General features: G+C 39.8%; 23 protein-coding genes. 1 reads left to right on the top strand and 22 read right to left on the bottom strand.

All coding sequences use genetic code 11. The annotated features are described in order from the left end of the window. Positions 1–93: 93 nt before the first annotated feature. From AKG34_RS06875 to tdh, 4 genes are all read right to left on the bottom strand, one after another. Positions 94–633, bottom strand: coding sequence for an outer spore coat protein CotE (locus AKG34_RS06875; protein WP_053345402.1), 540 nt, complete (start codon positions 631–633; stop codon positions 94–96). Between the two features lie 212 nt (positions 634–845). Continuing rightward, positions 846–1,274: a YlbF/YmcA family competence regulator gene (locus tag AKG34_RS06870; protein ID WP_053345401.1), complete on the bottom strand. Its 429-nt coding sequence runs from the start codon at positions 1,272–1,274 to the stop codon at positions 846–848. A gap of 1 nt (position 1,275) precedes the next feature. Further along, on the bottom strand, positions 1,276–2,820 hold the full coding sequence (miaB, locus tag AKG34_RS06865) for a tRNA (N6-isopentenyl adenosine(37)-C2)-methylthiotransferase MiaB (RefSeq protein WP_053345400.1): 1,545 nt from the start codon (positions 2,818–2,820) through the stop codon (positions 1,276–1,278). A gap of 375 nt (positions 2,821–3,195) precedes the next feature. Next, positions 3,196–4,236 (bottom strand): L-threonine 3-dehydrogenase, encoded by a 1,041-nt coding sequence (tdh, locus tag AKG34_RS06860; RefSeq protein ID WP_180320471.1) that lies wholly within the window; start codon positions 4,234–4,236, stop codon positions 3,196–3,198. A gap of 233 nt (positions 4,237–4,469) precedes the next feature. Between tdh and AKG34_RS27870 the strand changes: the two genes are divergently transcribed. After that, positions 4,470–4,754, top strand: coding sequence for a hypothetical protein (locus AKG34_RS27870; RefSeq protein ID WP_161804904.1), 285 nt, complete (start codon positions 4,470–4,472; stop codon positions 4,752–4,754). 136 nt (positions 4,755–4,890) lie between these two features. On the opposite strand, the gene AKG34_RS06850 is transcribed toward AKG34_RS27870, so the two are convergent. The 18 genes from AKG34_RS06850 to AKG34_RS06765 form a co-directional block, all read right to left on the bottom strand. Next, positions 4,891–5,757 carry a 2-oxoacid:ferredoxin oxidoreductase subunit beta gene (locus AKG34_RS06850; protein ID WP_053345397.1) on the bottom strand — a complete coding sequence of 289 codons (867 nt, stop codon included), beginning with the start codon at positions 5,755–5,757 and terminating at the stop codon, positions 4,891–4,893. Further along, on the bottom strand, positions 5,744–7,501 hold the full coding sequence (locus AKG34_RS06845; RefSeq protein WP_053345396.1) for a 2-oxoacid:acceptor oxidoreductase subunit alpha: 1,758 nt from the start codon (positions 7,499–7,501) through the stop codon (positions 5,744–5,746). Before AKG34_RS06845 ends, AKG34_RS06850 begins: the two co-directional genes overlap by 14 nt. A gap of 220 nt (positions 7,502–7,721) precedes the next feature. Continuing rightward, complete coding sequence (locus tag AKG34_RS06840) at positions 7,722–8,642, bottom strand: dipeptidase (RefSeq protein WP_053345395.1); 921 nt, start codon at positions 8,640–8,642, stop codon at positions 7,722–7,724. Between the two features lie 136 nt (positions 8,643–8,778). After that, a complete protein-coding gene (gene spoVS, locus AKG34_RS06835; RefSeq protein WP_029281188.1) occupies positions 8,779–9,039 on the bottom strand; it encodes a stage V sporulation protein SpoVS in 261 nt (86 codons plus the stop codon). A gap of 181 nt (positions 9,040–9,220) precedes the next feature. Further along, a complete protein-coding gene (locus tag AKG34_RS06830; protein ID WP_053345394.1) occupies positions 9,221–10,018 on the bottom strand; it encodes a 2',3'-cyclic-nucleotide 2'-phosphodiesterase in 798 nt (265 codons plus the stop codon). A gap of 163 nt (positions 10,019–10,181) precedes the next feature. Then, positions 10,182–11,741, bottom strand: coding sequence for a ribonuclease Y (rny, locus tag AKG34_RS06825; RefSeq protein ID WP_053345393.1), 1,560 nt, complete (start codon positions 11,739–11,741; stop codon positions 10,182–10,184). Between the two features lie 364 nt (positions 11,742–12,105). Further along, a complete protein-coding gene (recA, locus tag AKG34_RS06820; protein WP_053345392.1) occupies positions 12,106–13,146 on the bottom strand; it encodes a recombinase RecA in 1,041 nt (346 codons plus the stop codon). Between the two features lie 347 nt (positions 13,147–13,493). Next, positions 13,494–14,726, bottom strand: coding sequence for a competence/damage-inducible protein A (locus AKG34_RS06815; protein ID WP_053348018.1), 1,233 nt, complete (start codon positions 14,724–14,726; stop codon positions 13,494–13,496). Positions 14,727–14,748: 22 nt separating this feature from the next. Then, complete coding sequence (pgsA, locus tag AKG34_RS06810; protein WP_053345391.1) at positions 14,749–15,333, bottom strand: CDP-diacylglycerol--glycerol-3-phosphate 3-phosphatidyltransferase; 585 nt, start codon at positions 15,331–15,333, stop codon at positions 14,749–14,751. A 180-nt stretch (positions 15,334–15,513) separates the two neighbouring features. Beyond that, positions 15,514–16,419, bottom strand: coding sequence for a helix-turn-helix domain-containing protein (locus AKG34_RS06805; protein ID WP_321177339.1), 906 nt, complete (start codon positions 16,417–16,419; stop codon positions 15,514–15,516). 8 nt (positions 16,420–16,427) lie between these two features. Next, complete coding sequence (locus tag AKG34_RS06800) at positions 16,428–17,219, bottom strand: DUF3388 domain-containing protein (RefSeq protein ID WP_053345389.1); 792 nt, start codon at positions 17,217–17,219, stop codon at positions 16,428–16,430. A gap of 241 nt (positions 17,220–17,460) precedes the next feature. Beyond that, positions 17,461–17,718 carry a DUF3243 domain-containing protein gene (locus AKG34_RS06795; protein WP_053345388.1) on the bottom strand — a complete coding sequence of 86 codons (258 nt, stop codon included), beginning with the start codon at positions 17,716–17,718 and terminating at the stop codon, positions 17,461–17,463. 80 nt (positions 17,719–17,798) lie between these two features. Then, on the bottom strand, positions 17,799–18,524 hold the full coding sequence (ymfI, locus tag AKG34_RS06790; protein ID WP_053345387.1) for an elongation factor P 5-aminopentanone reductase: 726 nt from the start codon (positions 18,522–18,524) through the stop codon (positions 17,799–17,801). A 20-nt stretch (positions 18,525–18,544) separates the two neighbouring features. Continuing rightward, positions 18,545–19,831, bottom strand: a complete 1,287-nt coding sequence (yfmH, locus tag AKG34_RS06785; protein WP_053345386.1) for an EF-P 5-aminopentanol modification-associated protein YfmH — start codon at positions 19,829–19,831, stop codon at positions 18,545–18,547. Continuing rightward, positions 19,831–21,114 (bottom strand): EF-P 5-aminopentanol modification-associated protein YfmF, encoded by a 1,284-nt coding sequence (gene yfmF / locus AKG34_RS06780; RefSeq protein WP_053345385.1) that lies wholly within the window; start codon positions 21,112–21,114, stop codon positions 19,831–19,833. The genes yfmH and yfmF overlap by 1 nt, the downstream gene beginning before the upstream one ends. 217 nt (positions 21,115–21,331) lie before the next feature. Next, positions 21,332–22,291 (bottom strand): ABC transporter permease, encoded by a 960-nt coding sequence (locus AKG34_RS06775; RefSeq protein ID WP_152952248.1) that lies wholly within the window; start codon positions 22,289–22,291, stop codon positions 21,332–21,334. Continuing rightward, positions 22,292–23,335 (bottom strand): ABC transporter permease, encoded by a 1,044-nt coding sequence (locus tag AKG34_RS06770; RefSeq protein ID WP_053345384.1) that lies wholly within the window; start codon positions 23,333–23,335, stop codon positions 22,292–22,294. After that, positions 23,328–24,863 (bottom strand): ABC transporter ATP-binding protein, encoded by a 1,536-nt coding sequence (locus tag AKG34_RS06765; protein ID WP_053345383.1) that lies wholly within the window; start codon positions 24,861–24,863, stop codon positions 23,328–23,330. Before AKG34_RS06765 ends, AKG34_RS06770 begins: the two co-directional genes overlap by 8 nt. Positions 24,864–25,002: the final 139 nt, after the last annotated feature.

Raw genomic sequence — 25,002 nt, 5'->3', positions numbered from 1 at the left:
CAATATGCCTGCATAAAGCCTGTCCCTCTTCAAATTAAATAAAACCGGATGAAGGGAATGTCATCCGGTAGTGAATTTCTATATTCTATTCGTCTATTCGTCTTCGAATTCATCTAGGAAATCCGGATCTAAATCTTCGAATTCCTCATCATCGAAATCAGAGCCCCAGTCATCCTCACAGCGGCCATCTGGATGTACAGCGACACAAATTTTTGTTTCGCCGACGACTTCTACAAAGAATTCTCTTTCCACATGGACAATGATTTTTTGTCCACACGGGGAGATGCAAGCTTCTAAACAATTAGGCTGTTGGACAGCTTGTGCAACGATTTCATGGTCATCATGACAATCCGGATCACGGTATTTCAGCGAAATCACGTCGGTATATTGTACTTTTTCAGTAACAACTTCCGTCTTTGAATTATGGTTATAGGAATACCAAACGTTGATTTCGTAGCTGCCGTGTATTTCTACCTTTTTGCCGACTTTCTTTGCATCGTATTTATGGTTGATGATCCAACAACCTAGAATGCTAGAAGGATGATGAGCCGGGCAAATGGTGTGTGAGGACTTTGTGAATTTCCGTCCCTTTGCCACCACCGCTTTAGTAATTATCTCTCTATATTGTGACATGCTAGCGAACCCTCCTCATACAGTTTCCATTCATCCTATGCGTGGTAAAAGTCTAGTGTGCGTAGAATTTTTATTGTTTGAAAACTGCTGTATTGTTTTAAACCTAGGTTATTTTATGCGCATGTTTTGGGATATGTGTCACGAATGGGCACTGTATAAGGATTTACGAGTATAAAAAAGCCCTCCTGAAATCAGAAGGGTTTTAGAAAAGGTTATGAACAGCTTCCACCACCAGCCTGTACCTGCGAACCTGTTTCACCGCGAAGGATGTCTCCTTCGGTTGATTCAATAATTAAATCCGTCACCTTATTAGAAACTTGTGAGGAGACCATTTGTAAAAGATCATTTACATCAACTTGGGATTGTTTGAATTCTTGGACAATCGGAAGTTCGTCTAATTGTTTTTCAAGTGCATCAATTTTGGCCTGTACTTGGCCGTACGCTTTCTCTTTTCCATAATGTTGGAAGTTAACAGCCTGCTTTTGCAAGCTTTTGATGCTCGCGATCATTTCACGGATTTTTTGGTTTTCGTTGATGTGAGCTTCCGCCCGTTTAAAGAAATCGACTTCTTCTGTGCTGGCAATCATTTCAGCCAACTCTGCCGCTTTTGTTAAAATATCGTCTTTTGTATATTTCGTCATTTTACTCCACCTCAATCGCTGTAGCTTCTTCAACCATATCCCCATTTAATGACCATGTTTTCGTTCCAGTGATTTTCACCTTTACGATTTGGCCAATGGCAGATTTTGGTCCTTTGAAGTTCACAAGCTTATTTTTCGTTGTATAACCTGCTAACACATCCGGATTCTTCTTGCTTTCTCCTTCTACAAGGACTTCTACAATCTGTCCATCATACTCTTTCATTTTTAACGCACACGTTTCATTAACAAGCGCATTCAAGCGTTGCAGGCGTTCTTTTTTCACTTCCATCGGTACATTATCCTGCATTTTCGCGGCTGGTGTTCCCTCGCGTGGTGAATAAATGAAGGTATAAGCAGCGTCGAAACCAACTTCTCGGTATAAAGACATTGTTTCTTCAAAATGCTCTTCCGTTTCATTCGGATAGCCGACAATGATGTCTGTTGTTAAAGATGCAGTTGGGATCGCTTCTTTAATTTTTCTAACTAGCTCTAAATATTGCTCGCGCGTATATTTACGAGCCATAATCTTAAGCGTTTCCGTACTTCCTGATTGAACAGGAAGATGGATGTGGTCTACTAGATTTCCACCTTTTGCTAGGACTTCAATTAAGTGATCATCAAAGTCACGTGGATGACTAGTTGTAAAACGAATACGCGGAATATCAATCTTGCGGATTTCATCCATCAAATCACCGAGACGGTATTTAATATCCGTAAAATCTTTACCATATGCATTCACATTTTGGCCAAGCAGTGTTATTTCTTTATATCCTTGTGCCGCTAAATGACGAACTTCCTGAATGATATCTTCCGGACGGCGGCTTCTTTCTTTTCCCCTTGTGAAAGGCACGATGCAGTAAGTACAAAATTTATCGCAGCCATACATGATATTTACCCATGCTTTCGTTTTGCCTTTACGCACTTTCGGAAGGTTCTCAATTACATCGCCTTCTTTAGACCAAACCTCAATGACCATTTCCTTTGAAAGATACGCTTCATTTAGAATTTGGGGTAGACGATGAATGTTGTGAGTTCCGAAAATCATATCAACAAAATGATGTTTCTCAAGGATTCTTTTTACAACTGATTCTTCTTGAGACATACAACCACAAACACCAAGCAATAAATCAGGTCGTTCCAATTTTAATGATTTTAAATGGCCGAGTTCCCCGAACACTTTATTCTCTGCATTTTCCCGAATCGCACAAGTGTTAAGTAAAATGACGTTAGCATCATCTACCGTGTTTGTCGGTTGATAGCCTAGGGCCGTGAAGATACCAGCCATGACTTCTGTATCATGTTCATTCATTTGACAACCGTATGTACGAATGTAGAACTTTTTGCCTTCTCCCATTCCACGGAAATCTTCTGGAATCGCAAAATCATCATGATATTCGACTTCTTCTTTACCTCGTTTTTTCGCATCTTTTAAGGACGGCGGAATATAAACGGCCTGAAAGTACTTACTGTAGTCCTTGTCGGATTTTTTGTCCGCTGGATTTTCAGCGTGTACTTGTTGTGATTCTAATCGTTGTTTCTCGTTCATGTTAATCTCCTTTCAAAATAGTTAGTTTATTTGTTTCCCTAACTATTTCAAGACCTGTCTTGTTCTAAAGATTTTTATACGTATTTTCCTTATAAAATTACCAGTAAATATTAGCTTTAAAGTGTGATATATCCACATTAACATAGTATAAAGCTTTTACCAGCAAGAAACAATCATTCTGTCGTGCCTACTTCATTTGTAAGAAAAATTTCACAAACTCGGTAAAAATAAGTACTAAAAAAGCTCAATTCACCACATTCCATGTGACGAACTAAGCCTCTTCTTAATAGTCTAGTTCCTTTCCGGCTTTTTTTAAAGCATCTACTTCTTCTTTAAAATATTCAAAACCCTTCATTTCTCCTCCTTTTCAGTTGGCTAAGGTATTAAGAGTACCTTACCACACTGTCCCTTTATCATCAGTTCAAAACCCTTTTCAAAGTCACTTAGCGAAAAACGATGTGTAATCATCGGTGTGACATCAACTTTTCCACTCCCTAGCAGGCTCGAAACCTGCTGCCAGGTTGAGAACACTTTTCTTCCTGTTATTCCTTGGACAGTAAGACCCTTGAACACAATATCCTCCGTTATATTAAGCGTGACCGGTTGAGCTGGCAGGCTCAAAATTGATATCCTCCCGCCATTTGTAGCCATTTTAAACCCTTGATCGATGGCCGTAGGATTACCGCTCATTTCGCAGACCACATCCACCCCATCCATATCTGTGAGTCTTGCCGTGATTTCCAGAGGATTTTGCTTGATTGAATGAATTGTGTGCGTAGCCCCCATCTTTTTTGCCAGCTGAAGTCGATAATCATTAACATCAAGAGCGATAACTTTATCTGCACCTGCAGCCTTTGCTACAGCCACTGCCATAAGCCCAATTGGTCCGCAGCCAATGATCGCCACCGTTTTACCAAGCACTTCACCAGCAAGCACAGAATGGACTGCATTTCCCATCGGTTCTTGGATCGTAGCTATATCAAGTGGCATGTCAATCGGATTTTTCCAAAGATTCTTAGCTGGCAAAGCTACATATTCAGCAAAGCACCCTTGTGTATCGAGACCAATAATGTTTGTATTTTTACAAATGTGTAACTGTCCCGTTAAACATTGCCGGCATGTACCGCACACGATATGGGTTTCGGCGGAAACGTAATCACCAACTGAAACATTACTCACCTTCCCCCCTACCTCAATCACTTCTCCGGCAAATTCATGCCCAAATACATATGGTGGATTCACTCTTCCCTGCGACCATTTATCCCAGGTGAAAATGTGAATATCCGTCCCACAGATTGAGGCCATTTTGACTCGAATTAACACCTCATCTTCACGAATATCCGGAATGTCGACAGCTTGCAATTGTGCCCCATATCCTCGGTGATGTTTGACAACTGCTTTCATTTTCCCTTTCAACATATACACTCCCCCTGTAATAGGGCTACATTTTCCTGAATATATTAAAGGTATGAAAAACCGATTGAAAAAATACCAGTATTCCTAATGTACGGGGCATTTTACCTTTATTGACTAATCATAATCTTAGGGCTATCGTACATTTTCACTAATAAGGTCATGATCCCATAGCATCCTGTCCGCTCTTGAATAAGATATCTCGTACAACAAAAATAATTAAAGGAGTGACTTATATGTCATGTTCTGAAAATAATAATCGTCACCACCATGACAGGAATGAAGACGATTTCTGTCGTCGAGTGAGACGCTGTGATAGACGCGATCGTGACCGTGACCGTGACCGTGATCGTGACCGTGATCGTGACCGTGATCGTGACCGAGATTTCGATCGTCACCATCATCATCATCATCATCACGACAATGACCGTTGTTGTTGTAGAAGAAGGAATCGTTGTTGCTTCGGTTTCGGCGGTTTCGGCGGTTTCGGTCGCGGTTTCGGTGGCGGTTGCGGTTTTTAACCGTAACTTCGGCGGATGCCATAACGATTGTTAAGCTAAGCCAGTAATAAGCGTTCTAGCATGAGGCATAATTACTGGAGCGCTTAATTTCACAAAAAAGGTTCACCCCCATCTATAGGGGTGAACCTTTTCACTTTTACATAAATTCTGCAACAAGTTTATCAAAATGAGCTTGATCTAGAGTTAGATCAGATTTATTTAACGCTTTTTCTGCATATCCTGGTACTAACTCCTGATAAGAAGGGCGTGAAGAATCTTGATAAATAATCCCTGTCACAAGGCTGTCATGCTTCATTAATGTTTGCATGGCCTGTTCTTTATTTGAAGAATCATATCCATCAATCGTGTTTAATTTTGTTAAGTTTTGTTTGAACCAATCGTACGTATTAATCTTGTTATATGTTACGCATGGAGAGAAAACATTGATAAAGGAGAACCCTTTATGATTAATCCCTGCTTCAATGATAGCAGTCAAGTCTTTTAAGTCAGTCGAAAAGCTTTGTGCAACAAATGTAGCACCAGCCGATAAAGCTAATTCCATTGGTGAAACAGCCTGCTCGATTGATCCTTCAGGAGTGGATTTTGTCTTAAATCCAACAGCTGATCGTGGAGAAGTCTGGCCTTTTGTCAAACCATAAATTTGGTTATCCATTACAATATACGTAATATCAATATTACGACGGATTGCATGAATAGTATGTCCCATCCCAATTGCAAAACCGTCTCCGTCTCCGCCTGAAGCTATTACAGTCAATTCACGGTTGGCCATTTTCACACCTTGGGCAATCGGTAGCGAGCGGCCATGAATTCCGTGGAAGCCATATGACTTGATGTAACCGGAAATACGTCCTGAACAGCCGATACCAGAAACAACAGCTAAGTTTTCCGGCTCCAATCCTACATTGGCTGCCGCACGCTGCATGGCAGCCTGAACGGAGAAATCTCCACAGCCAGGACACCAGTTAGGTTTAACATCATTACGAAACTCTTTAAACGTTGCCATATTCGAACATCTCCTTGCATTGTGTGTGAATTTCATGCGGGAGGAATGGGTTGCCATCATATTTTAGGATGCTTTTAATTTTATTAACATGTCCGACATTCATCTTGATAATATTAGCCAATTGTCCAGTCGCATTATTTTCGATTACTACTACTTTCTTAGCCGATTGTACTAAAGATAGAACTTCATCGGTTGGGAACGGATGAATCAAACGAATTTGCGCATGATTCACTTTTACCCCATCCGTTTCTAGTCTACCAATTGCTTCATCAATCGTACCACGAGTAGAGTTAAAACCAAGAATTAGTAAATCCGCTTCTTCATGCGGTGTGTTTTTGTATACAGGTGTATGGAAAGTGTTAGCTAAATTATTCAGCTTACGCATCCGTTTATCCATCTGCGCTTTTCGATTCACAGCCGTCTCAGAAGGTCTCCCTGTCTCATCATGTTCAACACCAGTAACATGGTGAATTCCATTTTTCATACCAGGAACAACACGAGGTGAAACGCCGTCTTCCGTTACTTTATAACGCTTGAAGTATGATTTATTTTCTGGTTCTTCAATTTCAAAATCTACCAATTTACCGCGTCTGATCTCTACTTTGCTGTAATCAAGCGGCTGAACCGTTTGTTTACCTAGCGATAGCTGTAAGTCGGATAAAATGATAACCGGACATTGATATTCCTCCGCGAGATTGAACGCTTCTGCCGTATCATAAAATGCTTCTTCAACAGTACTTGGGGCCATGACGATTTTTGGGATTTCACCGTGTGTACCATAAATCATGGCCATTAAATCGGATTGCTCTTGTTTCGTAGGAAGTCCAGTAGAAGGACCGCCACGTTGTGTATCAACAATGACAATAGGCGTCTCGGTAATACCCGCTAAGCCAATTGCCTCCATTTTTAAGGAAAGTCCTGGACCAGCAGAAGCTGTGATAGCACGAACACCACCGTAGTTTGCACCGATTGCCATTGTGGCTGCAGCTATTTCATCTTCTGTCTGAATGACAGTACCGCCCAATTGTGGAAGTTTTTTGATTAGATATTCCATAATTTCAGAGGCAGGAGTAATTGGGTATGCTGCCATGAAGCGACATCCACCTGCAACAGCTCCTAGAGCGATAGCATCGTTCCCGATCATGAATAAACGTTTCTGTCCGTCTGCTTTTTCTAGCTCCATTGCGCCAAGCTTTTCTCCAAGCAGTACTTCCATGGCTTTGTAGCCAGCAGTAATGGCATCCATATTCTTTTTAACGATTTCTTCGCCTTTACGACCGAAGATTTCATCAACAACATCGTTGAATACGGAAATTTCCATACCAAGTACAGCACATGTCGCACCGATAGCCACCATGTTTTTCATTAATGATGTACCTAATTCTGCAGCGATTTCCGTAAATGGAACAATATATAATTCTGCCTTTGTATCTTCTGGGCAGACAGGTTTGAATTTTGCATCAGCGATTATGATGCCACCTACATGTAATTCTTTATAATTGACGTCAATTGTTTCTTGGTCAAAAGCAACTAAGATGTCTAAATCATCAGAGATAGCACGAGTTTCGGTAGTACTTACACGAATTTTGTTATTCGTGTGTCCTCCCTTAATTCGGGATGAGAAATGACGGTAGCCATACAAGTAATAACCTAAGCGATTGAGGGCAATACAGAATATTTCTCCTGTACTTTCAATACCTTCACCTTGTTGTCCGCCAACTTTCCATGAAAGTTGATTGATCATGTCTTACACTCCTTTAGAACGTTCGTATATAAATGCATTTAACCGCACCTCTCGCCAGAACATTAGACTATGTATATAAATCGTTCTATTTAGGAAAGGTGTACTAAACGCTTTCAATTCTATCGGTTAAATCATTAAATTGCAACCTTTTTGCCTCCATTTTTTATATTTTCAGAATATTTATTCATATCTATATAGTCAGAATTAAATTTATCACCTTTTAACGTGGAAAATTCCGAGTGAAATTCTCAAAAAGGAGTCCTTTTACAAACTCAGCAGAATAAAGCCTATTCAAGTCATTGATTAAGTTATGATAATCATTAAAGGATGCTAATTTGTCTACCATATGTTCTATTCCATCGAAGTCAGACCCAAAGCCAATTTGTTTTTCCCCGCCCAAACTGCATATATGGTCTATATGGTTCAGGATATCTTTTATTGAAGCCGAATAACCACTGGATAGGAATTGTGGAACAAAGGTTACCCCTATCACGCCATTTTTTTGTAAAAGGGCTTTTATCTGGCTGTCTTTTAAATTCCGCGGATGCGAACATAAATTATTAGCATTTGAATGGGATGCAATTGGAAAATCCGCTCTTTTTAATGTGTCCCAAAAACCAGCTTCAGATAAATGAGATAAATCACACCAAATCGATTGCTCGTTTAAAAGGGTCACAACTTCTGTTCCAAAACTTGTCAACCCACTTCCTCTTGTTTCTAATGCTCCATCAGCCACAAGGTTGGCATAATTCCATGTTAGCCCTACTGAAGAAACACCAAGACGGAGAAGTGTTTTTAGTTTTAATAAATCATTTCCAATACAATCGCAGCCTTCCAATGTCAGCATAGCACCGATTTCTTTTTCCTTTAGATTATCGATGTCAGTCTTGCTCCGTATAAATTTCATTTCCGGCTCTGATAAAATCTTTTCATGAAAAATATCAACCATCGCTAAGGCTGACTGAAATCTCATATCTGGGTGGACCTTTTCTGGAATATAAATTGCAAAACATTGGACTTTTCCTCCTGCATCCAATAATCCCCGTTTTGTTATATGTAACTTATCACTGTCCAAAAAAGAAATATCTGGATCTATAAACATCTTCATTAACACATCACAATGCGCATCAAAAATCGCCAAAATAATCCTCCTCCCTTGCTTAACTTTCATAGCTAATATGATCTATTATAAAATGGCTAAGGTTTTTCGTCATTTGAATTTTAGTACAAAAAAGAACCTGCTCGCCAGCTGACAAACAGGGCACCCACATATGAAATTATCTTGGTTCAATGATTAGCTTAATCGCCGTTCTCTCTTCGCCATCAATAAGTATATCTGTAAAGGCAGGAATACAAATCAAGTCAACTCCACTAGGTGCGACAAACCCTCTTGCGATTGCTACTGCCTTGACGGCTTGATTTAACGCACCTGCACCGATTGCTTGAATTTCGGCTGCTCCTCTTTCTCTGAGCACTCCCGCTAGTGCGCCTGCTACAGAATTAGGATTAGATTTTGCTGAAACCTTTAATATTTCCATTCCTAGTCCTCCTTGTTTTCCCTGCCGATTATAACTTGGCTCAATAGTTATAACTCTTTCCACTGCTACTATATTCAGGAAGTAAAACTTGTATGACAAAGAAAACCCGGGATTGTCCACCAATCGATTTATTATTGAAAAAAAATGGACAATCAGTCATTTGACTGTCTGTCCATTCAATTCATGTGTAAAGCGGATGATCTTCATTGATGAGTATTCGGTCTATCTTTTTAGCCATGCCCGTCTTATCATCAATATCTATGAGCACAGCACTTAATAGGGTACGCCCTTCTTTAGGCACTTCGAAACGAACAGGAAGGCTGGTCAAGAAGCGATGGATGACTGCCCCTCTCTCCATGCCGAGAATGCCATCATACGGGCCTGTCATACCTACATCTGATATATAAGCGGTCCCTTCGGGTAAAACCCGGTTATCGGCTGTCTGGACATGTGTGTGTGTACCTACAACGGCTGTCACTTTTCCATCTAAGTACCAACCCATCGCCTGCTTTTCACTTGTAGCCTCACCATGAAAATCGACAAAGATGATTGGTGTCCTTTTTTGAGCCTCCAACACGAGTTCTTCCGCTTTTTTGAACGGACAATCCAAATCAGGCATGAATGTCCTTGCTTGCAAATTTATGACCGCAATTTCCTGCTGGTTCAATTTAATAAATTTTATTCCTTCTCCGGGAGTTCCCTCTGGAAAATTCGCTGGACGGACGAGATATTTCGCTTCATCAATAAAATTGAAAATATCGCGATTATCCCATGTATGGTTCCCCATCGTTACTGCCTGTGCTCCCCACTGTAGAAAACTACGATAAATCTTTTCCGTAATCCCCCTGCCACCTGCAGCATTTTCCCCATTAATAACCGTGATATGCGGTCTATACTTTTCTTTTAATTTTGGAAGGTATTCTTGGACCATATCACGGCCAGGAGACCCTACAACATCTCCAATAAATAGCAATTTCATAGTAAAACCCTTTCTAAATCCACATTTCTAATGATAAGAATATTCAATGTATGTATTGTAACATAATATGGAATTATAATTTTGTAAAAACACCCCATAATGGTTCTTTATAAGCAAAATGAAAACGAAGTGGTTTGCACCACTTCGTTTTCATTACCAAATATTATTTGGCATATTCTACTGCTCTTGTTTCACGGATAACCGTTACTTTTATATGACCTGGGTAATCGAGCTCTTCTTCAATCCTTTTCCGGATATCACGTGCGAGTCGATGTGCCGAAAGATCATCTATTTGTTCTGGTTTCACTAGAATCCGCACTTCACGTCCGGCTTGAATTGCAAATGATTTTTCCACTCCATCATAGGATTCGGAAATCTCTTCAAGTTTTTCGAGTCTTCTAATGTAATTTTCCAGCGTTTCACTTCTTGCACCTGGTCTTGCAGCTGATAACGCATCAGCGGCTGCCACAAGCACTGAAATAATGGAAGTTGGTTCTGTATCACCATGATGTGAAGCGATGCTGTTGATGACAGTTGGATGCTCTTTATACTTGGTTGCCAATTCCACGCCAATTTCAACGTGACTGCCTTCTACTTCATGATCAATTGCTTTCCCTATATCATGCAATAAACCTGCACGGCGGGCAAGAACTTCATCCTCACCAAGCTCAGCAGCAAGTAATCCTGAAAGCTGGGCTACTTCAATTGAATGCTTGAGCACGTTTTGACCGTAGCTGGTACGGAATTTCAAACGACCGAGTATTTTGATGAGATCTGGATGGAGCCCGTGAACACCAACTTCAAATGTTGTTTGTTCACCAATTTCACGAATATGTTCATCTACCTCACGTCTTGCTTTGTCAACCATTTCTTCAATACGTGCCGGATGAATCCGACCGTCCTGAACTAGCTTTTCAAGAGCCAAACGTGCCGTTTCCCGTCTGATTGGATCGAATCCAGATAAAATGACAGCTTCAGGAGTATCATCAATAATAAGGTCAATACCTGTTAGCGTTTCTAATGTCCGGATATTTCGGCCTTCACGTCCGATAATCCGGCCTTTCATTTCATCGTTTGGAAGATTTACTACAGAAACGGTGGTTTCTGCGACATGATCAGCCGCACAACGCTGAATGGCAAGAGAAAGAATTTCTTTTGCTTTTTTATCAGCTTCTTCTTTGGCACGGGTATCACTTTCTTTAATCATAAGCGCTACATCGTGAGCAAGCTCGTTTTCCATTCGGTCTATAATGATTGCTTTAGCTTCTTCACGAGTTAAGCCGGAAACACGTTCAAGCTCTGTTTGCTGCTTACGAACCATCTCGTCCACTTTGCTTTCCATCTCTTCAATATGCTGTTGTCTTTGGTTTAGAGAATCCTCTTTTTTCTCCAAAAGGCTTTCACGTTTGTCTAACGTTTCATCCTTCCGGTCAAGATTCTCTTCTCTTTGCAATAACCGATTTTCTTGTTTTTGTAATTCGCTTCTTCTTTCACGAGATTCTCGATCAGAATCAGAGCGAACTTTATGAATTTCATCTTTTGCTTCCAACAAGGCTTCTTTCTTAAGAGCATCCGCTTCACGTTTTGCATCCTCAAGGATTTGTTCTGCAGAGCCCTTTGCCCCTGCTATTTTACTCTCAAATTTTGATTTGTGAATAAAATAACCAACAACTGCACCGACGATTAGGCCAAGCAAAGTGAAGATGATTGTCATGGGTTCCATCGTTTCACCTCCCCTTGCTATGAACTTTTTACATAAAATGTTGAACTGTCGGCAAGTACATTGCACATAATTCAATATACAGCACTTAATTTTCAAAATTTTAGTTTGAAAAATTGTAAAATATACATATTAATTGTATAGTTGAGAATTTTTATTGTCAAGCGTTTGTCCCTTATGTATCAATGATTATTCAAGTTTTATTAATATCAATCGCTATTCTGTACAACATTATTATGGAAAAAGACTGTAAACCCGTTTTCACGACCGATAAATTCGCTGAAAATTTTGTACTTTTTTCATTTTACATGACTTCACAAGATATAGAAAAAGACCTAAGCAAACAAGCTTAGGTCTTTTTCTATCATTAATCAAGTAATTCAAAATGTTCCTCTTCTGTCTCTTCTGGTAGTTCATGCTCTCCATCAAGGTTATAATGATCTCTGATTTTCTGTGAAATTTCCAGAGCAATATCCTGATTTTCTTTCAAGAACATTTTCGCATTTTCCCGTCCTTGTCCGACACGCTCTTCATTGTATGAATACCAAGAGCCGCTTTTTAGGACAATATCAAGATCTGCACCCATATCAATGATTTCACCTTCCTGAGAAATCCCTTGACCATACATAATGTCGACTTCTGCTTGACGGAATGGGGGAGCTACCTTATTTTTCACGATTTTAATTTTGGTTTTATTACCGACAATTTCATTACCTTGTTTCAATTGTTCAGCACGACGTACTTCAAGGCGAACAGTTGAATAGAATTTCAATGCACGGCCACCTGGAGTCGTTTCTGGATTTCCAAACATAACCCCGATTTTTTCACGGATTTGGTTAATGAATATAGCAATGGTATTTGATTTATTAATGGCACCAGACAGCTTTCTAAGCGCCTGTGACATCATCCGGGCTTGAAGACCCATATGGGAATCTCCCATTTCACCTTCGATTTCAGCTTTTGGAACAAGAGCCGCTACGGAGTCGATAACAATGATATCTACCGCGCCGCTTCGCACTAACGCCTCAGCAATCTCAAGTGCTTGTTCACCCGTATCAGGCTGAGAAAGCAGTAACTCATCAATATTCACACCAAGTTTTTCTGAATATGCTGGATCTAAAGCATGCTCAGCATCAATGAATGCAGCCGTGCCTCCAGTCTTTTGTACTTCTGCAATTGCATGCAATGCAACAGTCGTTTTACCTGAGCTTTCAGGTCCGTATATCTCAATGACCCGGCCTCTTGGGTATCCGCCTACTCCCAATGCTACGTCCAATGCTAAAGAACCGCTTGAAATCGTTGAGATTCTTCGATCAGACTGTTCTCCAAGTTTCATAATAGAACCTTTACCAAATTGTTTTTCAATTTGTTTTAACGCCATATCTAAAGCCGCTTGACGATCACTCACTCAATTTCCTCCTCTATATTCAAATAATCGGCTGTCCGATTAAAGATGTTCTTACGTAAGCAATTATTTGAGAACAAGGTTTGTATCTTGTCTCAAAACCTATCTTTACTATATACTCTTTTTACTATTTTGCCAAGCAAAAAGTCGAACATTCATTCGTTTTTTTCAATTGAAATGTTCTTTACAAAAAAGTATTTCTCCTAAAGAAAATCATCATTTTCATTCAATAACGTCTTTGAAAAAGCATTTTTATAGAATTAACTGTTTTTTCTTTTCCCTTTTTTTACATGAAAGAAACTTCTTAAATCAAACAAAAACAGAGCCTTTAAAAAGCTCTGCTTCGTCTTTTATAAGTCCCTTAATAAATAATGACAGCCGTACTTCACGCTACGAACACGGTTTTGCGCCCTGCTTCCAGATAAATTCAACTCTTTAAAGTGAGTGTCTCCATCACGGTAAGAAACTCCAATGAAGACCGTACCTACTGGCTTGCCTTCTTGTTCATCAGGCCCTGCAACACCAGTAAAACTGATACCTACATCCGCATCGAACTTTTCCCGGGCATTAGAAGCCATTTCCATTGCACACTCACCACTGACTACGCCATTTTTCGAGATTGTCGCGTCACTGATGCCCAAAACATTCGACTTCGCATCATTTGTATAACTGACAATACCGCCCTTGAACACTTTTCCGGCGCCTGGTATCGTTGTAAGTTGCTCTTGAAACATACCACCGGTCAAGCTTTCCGCTGCCGCTATTGAAAGCTTTCGGACCGTTAATTCTTTAACAAGTTCTTTTATGAGCGAAGTATTATCACTTCCATAATAAAACTTGCCGACCCTGTTTAAAATTTCTTTTTCCGCTTCTAAAATAAGCTCCTCACATTTTTCTTTAGAAGAGTCTTTAGCGGTAATCCTTAACGTTACTTCCCCTTCGGCAGCCAGTGGAGCGATTGTGGGATTCGTTTGATTGACAAGAAGATCTTCAATCACTGTTTCCAGTTCAGCCTCCCCTATCCCGTAAAACCGAAGAACCTTGGAGTCGATCCGTTCATGCTTTTCAAGTTTATTCATAATCGATTCATAACCATAGCTTAAAAACATTGGTTCCATTTCACTCGGAGGTCCAGGAAGCAACATATACGTGATTCCGGATTTCGCCAAGATCATCCCCGGAGCCATGCCATGATCGTTTGCCAAGACCTCGCTGCCTTCTAAGACGAGAGCCTGCTTTTTGTTGTTCTCCGTCATCATCCGGCCGCGTTTTTCAAAGTACGCTTCAATGGATTGAAGTGCTTCATCATTAAAAACGAGTTTTTTTCCTATATGGCGAGCAATCGTTTCTTTCGTTAAATCATCTTTAGTAGGACCAAGTCCACCGGTAAATACAATCAAGTTAGCCCGGGATTCTGCAATTTCTATGGCTTGTTGTAATCGTCGGTCATTATCTCCGACGACAGTATGGTAAAAAACATTGACACCCATTTCGGCAAACTGTTGTGATAAAAATCTTCCATTTGTGTTATTAATTTGTCCCAAAAGAAGTTCAGAGCCTACTGCAATGATTTCTGCATCCATATTTTCAAAACCACCCATTCGTTTACTTAGAATTAACAAATACCTCTTTGTTTTTTATAAAATAATCCAAACCAGACCATATTGTAAAGATTAATGCAATCCATAAAGTGATATTAGCAAACGGCAGCGAAATGAGGGCAAATGGTAAGTTATGCAACAATAATGCTGAAATAGCTACTATTTGTGCCCATGTTTTGATTTTACCAAGCTGGTTCGCTGCAACTACTTCCCCTGTACCAGCTAATACCAATCGTAATCCAGTCACAGCAAATTCACGGCTAATGATAACGATAGCAATCCAAGACTGATCGTACATTAAATCTAGATCAACCAATACAATTAATGCAGCCGAAACCAGAAGTTTATCAGCCAATGGATCTAAAAATTTCCCTAAATCAGTAATCATATTATATTTTCTGGCAAAATGACCATCAATCCAATCCGTAGTAGAAGCTATAATAAAGAGAATAGCTCCCGCTAAATGCGCAACTGGTAATTTGTACTCTCCCCAGGTAAGCGTCCCCCATGAAAAAGGTACGAGCATGATGATTAAAAAAACTGGTATTAAACAGATTCTTGCTACTGTAATCTTATTAGGCAGATTCAAACTTTTAACCTCCAAAATTTACGCCTGCTTTTTGGGCAATGCGTTTTCAATCTAAATAATATGAGGCCTAAGGCCAAGATATTTCCTATGTATAATTTAACTCAAAACCCAATGTTATATGCCGGGCAAACCATTTTCAACCTTTGAAATATAAAGAGAAAAATAGTCATCTAAAGATGACTATTCGGCTTTCGTAAATTGTATCGTAACCAATTGCGTATTCACTTCAGTCGGTGAAATAGAATACTCCAGCTTCTCATCATTCACATAAATTTCAGTTTCATATGCTCTGCCTATATTGATGACAGCTTCTTTTTCATTGGTGAAATCAATTTCCTGGCTTTCGTTTTTATTAATTGTGCCCTGGAATAGTAATTTCCCTTCTCCGTTATTAATGCCAACCCACGGTGAGCCTTTAGAAGTCACCTTTAATTTAAAGGTATCTGTATTTTTCAATTCATACGTACTATTTTTACCGCTAGTGCTGACAACGGCAAGTTCCTGCTGTGTCTTTTCATCTACAGCGTCATCTGCATCATCTTTTTTGTCAGATGTATCTTCTTTTTTTACATCTTGCTTTTTGTCTGCTTTTTCTTCTTCTTTATTAAACTCATCACTTTTATTGTATCCAACCGCTTCATTCTGTTTATCGTTCTTTTTATCGTCACTATCAGGCTTACTCATATTACTGGATACTAGCACCCAAATTAAAATAGCAACACCAATAACTAAAACGGCAACCAGGATTTTAGGTAACATTTCTACAACTTTGGAGTCCCCAGCAGGAATCGTTTTCCGGGATTGGACCCTCGAAAGTTGTTCAGGTAGTTCCTCACTATAAACTGAAGGCACTTCACTCTTGTACTGTTCAAAAATCTCTTCTGAATCCAGTCCGACCGCTTCACAATATTGCTTAATGAATGCCCGTACATAAAACTTTCCAGGCATCATACTGTAATTGCCCTCTTCAATTCCAATGAGGTAACGCTTTTGAATCTTCGTTAATTCTTGTAAATCTTCTAAGCTAAGCCCTTTGGCTTCCCTAGCTTCCTTTAATCGATTACCTAACTCAGTCAAATAAAACACCTGCCATTTTAAAAGTCAAAGGAACCAAATTCCGACCCTGAAAACTCGTCTTTTTGGTCGACAACTTCATATGTTATTTCTTCATCTGGATTGTTTCGCAATTCAATAATATAATCAAAGTCTTCGAGAGTATACTCCGTATTTTGTACAAAAACGTCAGGATGTTCGATGACTTTGACAGCATCAAGCCTCATGATTTCACGGATTAGCTGCCAATGACGCTCATTTGCACGGCGAGTTGAAACAATCCCATCTAAAATAAACAAATTATCATTGTTATATTCATCTTCAATAAGCTGACTGCGGATAGTCTGCTTTAAAAGGGTCGATGACACAAATAACCATCTTTTATTAGCACATACACTCGAGGCTACGATAGATTCGGTTTTCCCTACGCGGGGCATGCCTCGAATCCCGATTAACTTATGACCTTCTTGTTTAAATAACTCGGCCAAGAAATCGACAAGCAACCCTAGTTCATCACGGACAAACCTGAACGTGTTTTTTTCATCAGCATCGCGCTGAATATAACGCCCATGCCTGACAGCAAGACGATCACGCAATTTAGGTTCCCTAAGCTTAATGACCTTTATCGTATCCATCGTATGGAGGATTGATTCGAATCTTTCTATATTCCGGCTATCTTCTGCCATTAGAAGTAAACCTCGCCTACCTTCATCGACACCGTTAATAGTGATGATATTGATGGATAGCATACCCAGCAGGGATGAAATATCCCCCAATAAACCTGGACGGTTGACTTGAATTTCATATTCAAAATACCATTCTTTTTTCTCCACGATAACACTCCTTAAGCCTAGAAGCTTTTACCCAACATTCGAGCAAAACTTATCCATCATAAATTTCAAGGTCTGTAACCATTAATTATTATTGTCTAGCTTCTATAATATAGTATTTCGTGATAAGTTAAAAGGAAAAACCCTATAAAAGTGTTCATTTTTATATTAGGGGATAGATCAGGTAGTTATCTTCAAGCCAAAGGCCCTGTTATTTAAATAACAGGGCCTTTGGCTTGAAAATTTACTTTGTTCCATTGTTTCCAACTAACTTGACCATAACGCTTGCCATGGCATGTTTTTCTTCTTCGCTTGCGACCGACCAAAGGTCAGCAATTACTTTCTGTTGATCATTTTTAGGCTCAACTTGCTGTGAAAGGTAATCACCAATTTCGAAAGCTAAGTTGTTAACAGCACCTTCTGACAAACCTTGATGTTCACCTTGATTTAATCTGTCGCCTAAGAAATTTTTCCATTGATCCCAATTGTCTAATACAGACATGAATGGTCACCCTTTCCTTCAAAATAGTACATAGATATTTTGTGAAGGAAACGAAAGAATTATACATAGTATTAAAAAAATCAGGTGTACCAGCCACCGTTTACTCCTAAGATTTGCCCGGTTATATAAGAGGCCTTGTCAGACAGTAAATAGAACACGGCCTCGGCTACTTCCTTCGAACTACCCATACGCCCCATAGGAATATCGCCTTTTATGATTTCCAAGTCTTGGGCACTGAAAGACTCAAGCATAGAAGTGGAAATTGCACCGGGAGCAACTGCATTGACCCGAATTCCATTAAGAGATACTTCTTTGCTTAACGCCTTAATAAAAGCATTTTGACTGCCCTTGACCATTGAATATAGCACTTCACAAGATGCACCCGTCTGTCCCCAAATGGATGTGACGGCCACGATGGCAGCTTGTTCTTGATACATTAATTTCGGAAGTAGTTCCTTTGTTAATTGGAAAGGACTCGTTACATGCAACTGAACCATTTCATTAACGATTTGCTCATCCATATCGGATATGAGTCCATAATAGCTATTGCCACTGTTGAGAACGATGGCATGAAGGGCAAAAATATTTTGCGCCAATTTCTTGTATCCGTCCGCCGCGGCTAAATCTGCTTGAATCGGAATAAGTTCAACCTGATATTGTTTAAGCTCTTCAATCAACTTCCGAATCGCTTCCTCATTGCTGTTGTAATGTAGATAAAGTGAATAGTTCTCCTCGGCGAGCTTTACAGCAATTTCCCTGCCGATTCCTCCACTCGCTCCCGTAATAAGGGCAAAACGCTTCTCCACATTCTCGCCCCCTTTATATATTATTTTGGAAGTACCTGACAGACTGTCATCCGTTCATCGGAAATAAATTCCTTGGCGACCTTCCCGATATCTTCAATCGTAAGTTTTTCCAATACCGATACCACATCAAACAAGTTCATATCATTGAAAGCATATCGGGTGAATTGATTCGCAATATATTCCGGTGAATTCAGAGAACGAAGGAAAGAACCGATTTTCTTCTTAATCGTCCTTTGCAGGCTTTCTTCACTCAAGCCGGTTCCAGATTTGGACTTTTGCAGAATTTCCAATAAAGACTCTGTTAGTTCTTCAGGTTTTGTACTATCCCCGCCAATTAATGCAAACCCAAAACCTTGTTCCTGCGTATAGTCATAAGAGAAGCTTTGATCAATCAAACCCTTCTCGTACATTGTTTCGTGCAGAGGAGAACTTTTGCCGAACAACATTTCTAAATAAATATTGGTCGCCAACTCCCTTTTCAATAGTTGTACACCGGATTGATAAACATCGGTAGCCTTGATTCCCACCATCACTTTCGGTGTCTGAACATTCATTTTTAATATTTCCTTATCTTTAGCAACCGTTTCCGGCTCCGCTTCAAATTTACGCTCTACTTCCGGCTGTTCCTGATATTCTTTATTATTTTGATTATCCCGAATCAACTTCATGGTACTTTCAGCATCAACCGGTCCTACAACGAATAACAGCATGTTGCTTGGATGATAAAACGTATTATAACATTCGTAAAGCATGTCTTTCGTAATACCAGCAATAGATTCCACCGTACCGGCAATATCGATTTTCACAGGATGTTGATGATACATGTTTGCAATCGTCCCGAAATATAATCGCCAATCAGAATTATCATCATACATATTAATTTCCTGCCCAATGATTCCTTTTTCCTTCTCTACAGTCTTTTCCGAAAAATAAGGGTCCTGAACAAAGTCGATCAACGTCGTTAAATTCCTTTCAAAGTCGGAAGTGCTTGAGAATAGATAAGCTGTCCGGGTAAACGAAGTGAAGGCATTTGCAGATGCTCCCTGCTTTGAGAATTGCTGAAAAACATCACCATCTTCTTTTTCAAAAAGCTTATGTTCTAGAAAATGTGCAATTCCATCAGGCACCTTCGTGAATTCCTTTTGATTCAATGGTTTAAAATGATTATCGACTGAACCATACTTCGTTGTAAACGTCGCGAAGGATTTATTAAACTCTTTTTTCGGGAGAATATATACTTCAAGGCCATTCTCCAATTTTTCATGGAAAAGCTCTTCTTTCAATTGACTAAATACTATTTTCTCCATTACCCTTGCACCTCCGCTTCTGTTAGGAAATAGATCGTATCAAGCTGAATTTTTTGACCAACGGCGACGATTTCTTCCTTTGTCGTCTGCTCTGTTTTTGCAAACCATTCGTCGAGTGAGATATCATGGCCGGAAACCACATTATGATATAAAATTTCGACCAGACCTCTCGAAACGTCAATGGTTTCAAGAAGCTGATTTTTAATGACCGCTTTTGTCTGTGCCAGTTCTTCTTCAGAAAAATTCCCTTGCTTCATTTCATTCATTTGTTCATTAATAATATCTAGTGCTTGCTTATAGTTAGCATTTTCAATACCTGCCATAACCATTAGAAGGCCTTTATGACTTTCGAGCCTGGAGGCTGCGTAATAGGCAAGGCTAGCTTTCTCCCGGACATTGATGAAAAGCTTTGAATGTGAAAAGCCACCAAAAATCCCATTGAATAGCTGTAGTGCATAATAATCCGAATCACCATACGCGACATGGGTTCGATAACCTATATTCAATTTTCCTTGTTTCACGTCAGAATTCTCAATGATTTCTTTTTCCTTACCTACTTCTTTACCTGTATCCCTCTGCAGCCTTGCCGGCACACGATCTGGAAGGAGGGAGACATATTTGTCAGCTAAGACTTCAACTTCTGCTTCATCGATATCTCCGATCACATATAAATCAATTTCATCCTCAGTTAATACTTTTTTATAATAGGTAAAAAGGGACTCAGGGGTAATCGTCTCCAAGTCTTGTAGATTCCCGCTCGCTTCTAGAGCATATGGTTCGTTTTTGCACATTTCTTCAACAAGTCGTGTAGCAGAATACCGCATTTTATCATCGGAAATTGATTGAATCCGCTGTTTTAATGACCGAATTTCATTAGAGACCGTTTTGTGGTCAAAGGCTTCACCATTTTTCTTTGGATGAAATATCACTTCGGATAACAACATAAAAGCCTTTTCAAGAAGCGGCGTCGGGTCACTTAGAAATTTTTCATTGACGATATCGATTGTAAAGCTTAGGATTTGGTATTCTCCTTTTTTAGCGACATCGACATAAAACCCTGCTCCATAAAGATCATCAAGATAAGATCGAAGCTCGGGTGTTGTAGGATATTTACTTGTATTGCTTTGTAGCACATATGGCAGTAATGCACGATATGTAACGTTCTCTTTTGTCAACGGTGCTTTCATTTTCAGAACGAGAGTATTCGTTTTATATTTATCCGTGCGGACCACGTGAAGCCTGTAGCCGCTTTTTTCCGTAATTGTATCGGAAGCAATAGACATGAATAATCCTCCTCAATATATAATTCAACTTTATTAGCTTATTGTTTGTAGATAGGTAACCTTTTAAACATCTACTTAAAATATACATGCGAAAGGAAAAATCATGCAAGTTACAGCTATTTTTTTTATTTCAACAAGGACTCCACATATTGCTTAAATCTTTCCTCTCTGTAACAAGGAAAAACCGGTCAGCACACAAAGCGGACCGGTTAATAACTTATCTTTTCCCTTTAATATATGGCTGACCAGAAGCTTTTGGAGCATCTGCGCGGCCAATGAAGCCTGTTAATGCTATGATTGTTAGTACATAAGGCGCGATTAATAGGTAAACGGATGGGATGTCCTTGAAGAAAGGAAGGCTCGATCCTACAATGCTTAAACTCTGGGCTAATCCAAAGAATAGCGCTGCCCCCATCGCACCGATTGGATGCCATTTACCGAAAATCATAGCGGCAATGGCCATAAATCCTTGACCATTAATTGTCGCATGATTAAATTCATTCGAAAAAATAGTAGCATAAATCGCACCGCCGATTCCACCAAATGCACCAGATAGCAGAACCGCTGCATAGCGGATTTTCGTAACATTGACCCCCATCGTATCAGCAGCCATAGGATGCTCCCCTACTGCACGAATCCTTAAACCAAATGGGGTTTTATAAAGTACATACCATACGACAAAAGATATCAAAATAGCTATATAGACAATATAATAACCATTTGAAAAAAGGATAGGACCTATAAATGGAATATCACTTAATAAAGGAACATCGATCCTTGGGAATGTTTCTGTAATTCGATCTGTTTGGCCTTTGTCATAAATCAGCTTCACTAAAAACATAGTGAGGCCTACAGCCAATAAGTTGATTGCAACCCCACTTACCGTTTGATCAGCTCTAAAAGTTATACACGCCACCGCATGAAGAACTGAGAATAACAATCCAGCAATCATTGCCGCTAAAACAGCCAGCCATGGAGTCCATTCCCCGAAAACATCTGCAAACATTAAGTTAAAAACAATTCCTGTAAAGGCACCAATGACCATTAATCCTTCTAAACCAATGTTTATGACACCTGCTCGTTCAGAAAACACTCCTCCGAGTGAAGTGAATATAAGTGGAGCAGCTAGAGCAATCATAGATGGAATAATAATTTGTAATACTTGGTAAAAATCCACTTATTTCACCCCTTTCTTAAATCGAGCGGCAATCCAACGAATAAAATAACTGGATGCGACGAAGAAAATAATTAATGCTATGACAATATCCACAATTTCACTTGGTATGCCAGTTTCGAGCGGCATATTTAAGGCCCCTGCCTTCAGACCGCCAAATAATAAAGCAGCAAGAACTACTCCAATAGCCGTATTCGCTCCTAGTAAGGCTACTGCAATCCCATCAAAGCCCATACCTGTAAATCCACCTTTGACCGCAGCATAACCGAAGGTCCCTAAGCCTTCCATGGCACCAGCAAGGCCTGCAAATGCACCAGAAATAACCATGGAAAGAATGATGTTTTTATTAACGCTCATCCCTGCATACTCTGATGCGTGCTGATTGAATCCTACCGCTTTCAGTTCAAATCCCGTTTTTGTTCTTTCGAGAATGAACCACATGATGATTACACAAATAATGGCTACGACTATTCCCCAATGCATGCGGGAAAAATCCGTAATGCTTTCAAAGAAAGGAGACCGTAGTGATGCTGTATCAGCAATTCTTTCAGTTTTATCTAGCTTGTCTGTCATTACATTCCGAATTAAATAATTCGTTACATATAAAGCTGTATAGTTCAGCATAATAGAAACGATTACTTCGTGTACTCGAAACTTAGCTTTTAAATACCCCGGAATAAATGCCCACAAAGCACCTGCAGCTGCTCCCGCTAAGATCGCTAATGGCAAATGGATAATTCTTGGAAGATCAAAGGCAATCCCTACCCATACTGCGGCCAGCCAACCAACAATTAATTGCCCTTCGACTCCGATATTGAACAGACCCGTACGAAAAGCAAAGGCTACCGCCAAACCAGCGAGGATATAAGGAATAATTGTCCTGACGGATTCTCCTACATAATACGAATCTCCAACAATTCCACCAATCATGGAGCTATACCCTGCAATTGGATCATAGCCACTTACTAACATGATGATAGCCCCAACAATTAAGCCAAGGATAACCGCAATCACTGGACTTGTTAATTTAGAAAAATACTTAGACATTTTGTTTTCCACCTGCTTCCATACGCTTGCTGCCAGCCATAAGAAGACCAAGCTCCTGTTCAGTCGTTTCTTTAGGATTGACAATGGCGACGATTTCTCCTTCATAAATAACGGCAATTTTATCGCTCACATTCATGATTTCTTCTAATTCGAATGAAATGAGAAGTACCGCTTTTCCTGCATCACGCTGTTCAATCAGGCGTTTATGAATAAATTCAATCGCCCCAACATCGAGTCCGCGAGTTGGCTGCGCGGCAATCAATAGATCTGGGTTCCTATCAACTTCCCTTCCTATGATTGCCTTTTGCTGATTCCCGCCAGAAAGGGCCCTAGCTGGCGTATATTCACTTGGAGTCCGAACATCGTAACTTTTAATCAATGAACGCGCTTTTTCAAAGATTCTCTTTGAATTCAAAATACCAGCTTTTGAATAGGGCTTTTGATAATATGTTTGCAAGACGATATTTTCTCCAATGCTATAATCGAGAACCAAGCCATGCTTATGCCTGTCTTCTGGAATATGACCCACGCCTGATTCAGTAATTTTGCGCGGCTTTAGATTCCTAATTTCTTTCCCATTTAATTTTATGGACCCTGCTGTCGTCTTCCTTAAGCCTGCTAATGCTTCAATTAATTCCGATTGACCATTGCCATCTACACCGGCAATCCCGACAATCTCCCCTGCACGAACCGTTAATTCCAAGTTCCGGACAGCTGAAACTCCCCGTGAATCCTTGACTTCTAGTCCGCTAACATCAAGAACAACATCAGAGGGGGAGGCTGCCGTTTTTTCAGTTTTAAATAGAACTTCCCGACCAACCATTAAGCTGGCCAATTCGTTAGGATTCGTTTCATTGACATTCACTGTTCCAATCCCCTGCCCCTTGCGGATGACAGTTACCCGATCACAAACCTCCATAATTTCCTTAAGTTTGTGAGTAATCAAAATGATTGATTTCCCCTCTTTGATCAAAGCCTTCATTATAAAAATCAGTTCCTTAATCTCTTGAGGAGTCAACACAGCTGTTGGCTCATCGAAAATCAGTATCTCTGCACCACGGTATAGCGTTTTTAGAATTTCGACACGCTGCTGCATCCCTATTGAAATATCTGCAATTTTTGCATAAGGGTCGACACGAAGCTGATATTGTTCTGATAGTTTCCTAACTTCCTCACTCGCTTCTTTTAAGTCGATTTTACCTCCTTTGGAAGGTTCTTTTCCTAAAATTATATTTTCTGTTACTGTAAAAGGGTCAACAAGCATAAAATGCTGATGCACCATCCCAATCCCTAATTCATTGGCAATGTTCGGGCTGGTAATCTTGACTGGCTTACCATTTACACGGATTTCTCCCTGCTCTGGCTGGTATAGGCCGAATAAAACATTCATCAATGTAGATTTACCCGCACCATTTTCACCTAATAATGCGTGAATCTCCCCTTTTTTCACTTGAAGGGTTACGTTATCATTAGCGACGATGCCTGGGAATTCCTTACGGATATTCAGCATCTCAATTACATATTCCACGTATTATCAACTCCTAAAATGAGTGTAAATGATTCTTTATTAGAAAATTGCTGATCCTTACCAATTTGGTTTTATTGAAAAAACCAAATGAAAAACTACGATTCTATCATAGTTTTTCATTCGATATTTTACAGTCTCA

Origin of the sequence: Peribacillus butanolivorans, from assembly GCF_001273755.1 — a bacterium.
In the GTDB taxonomy this organism is placed as follows: domain Bacteria; phylum Bacillota; class Bacilli; order Bacillales; family DSM-1321; genus Peribacillus; species Peribacillus butanolivorans.
This window is presented reverse-complemented; position numbering and strand designations above follow the sequence as displayed.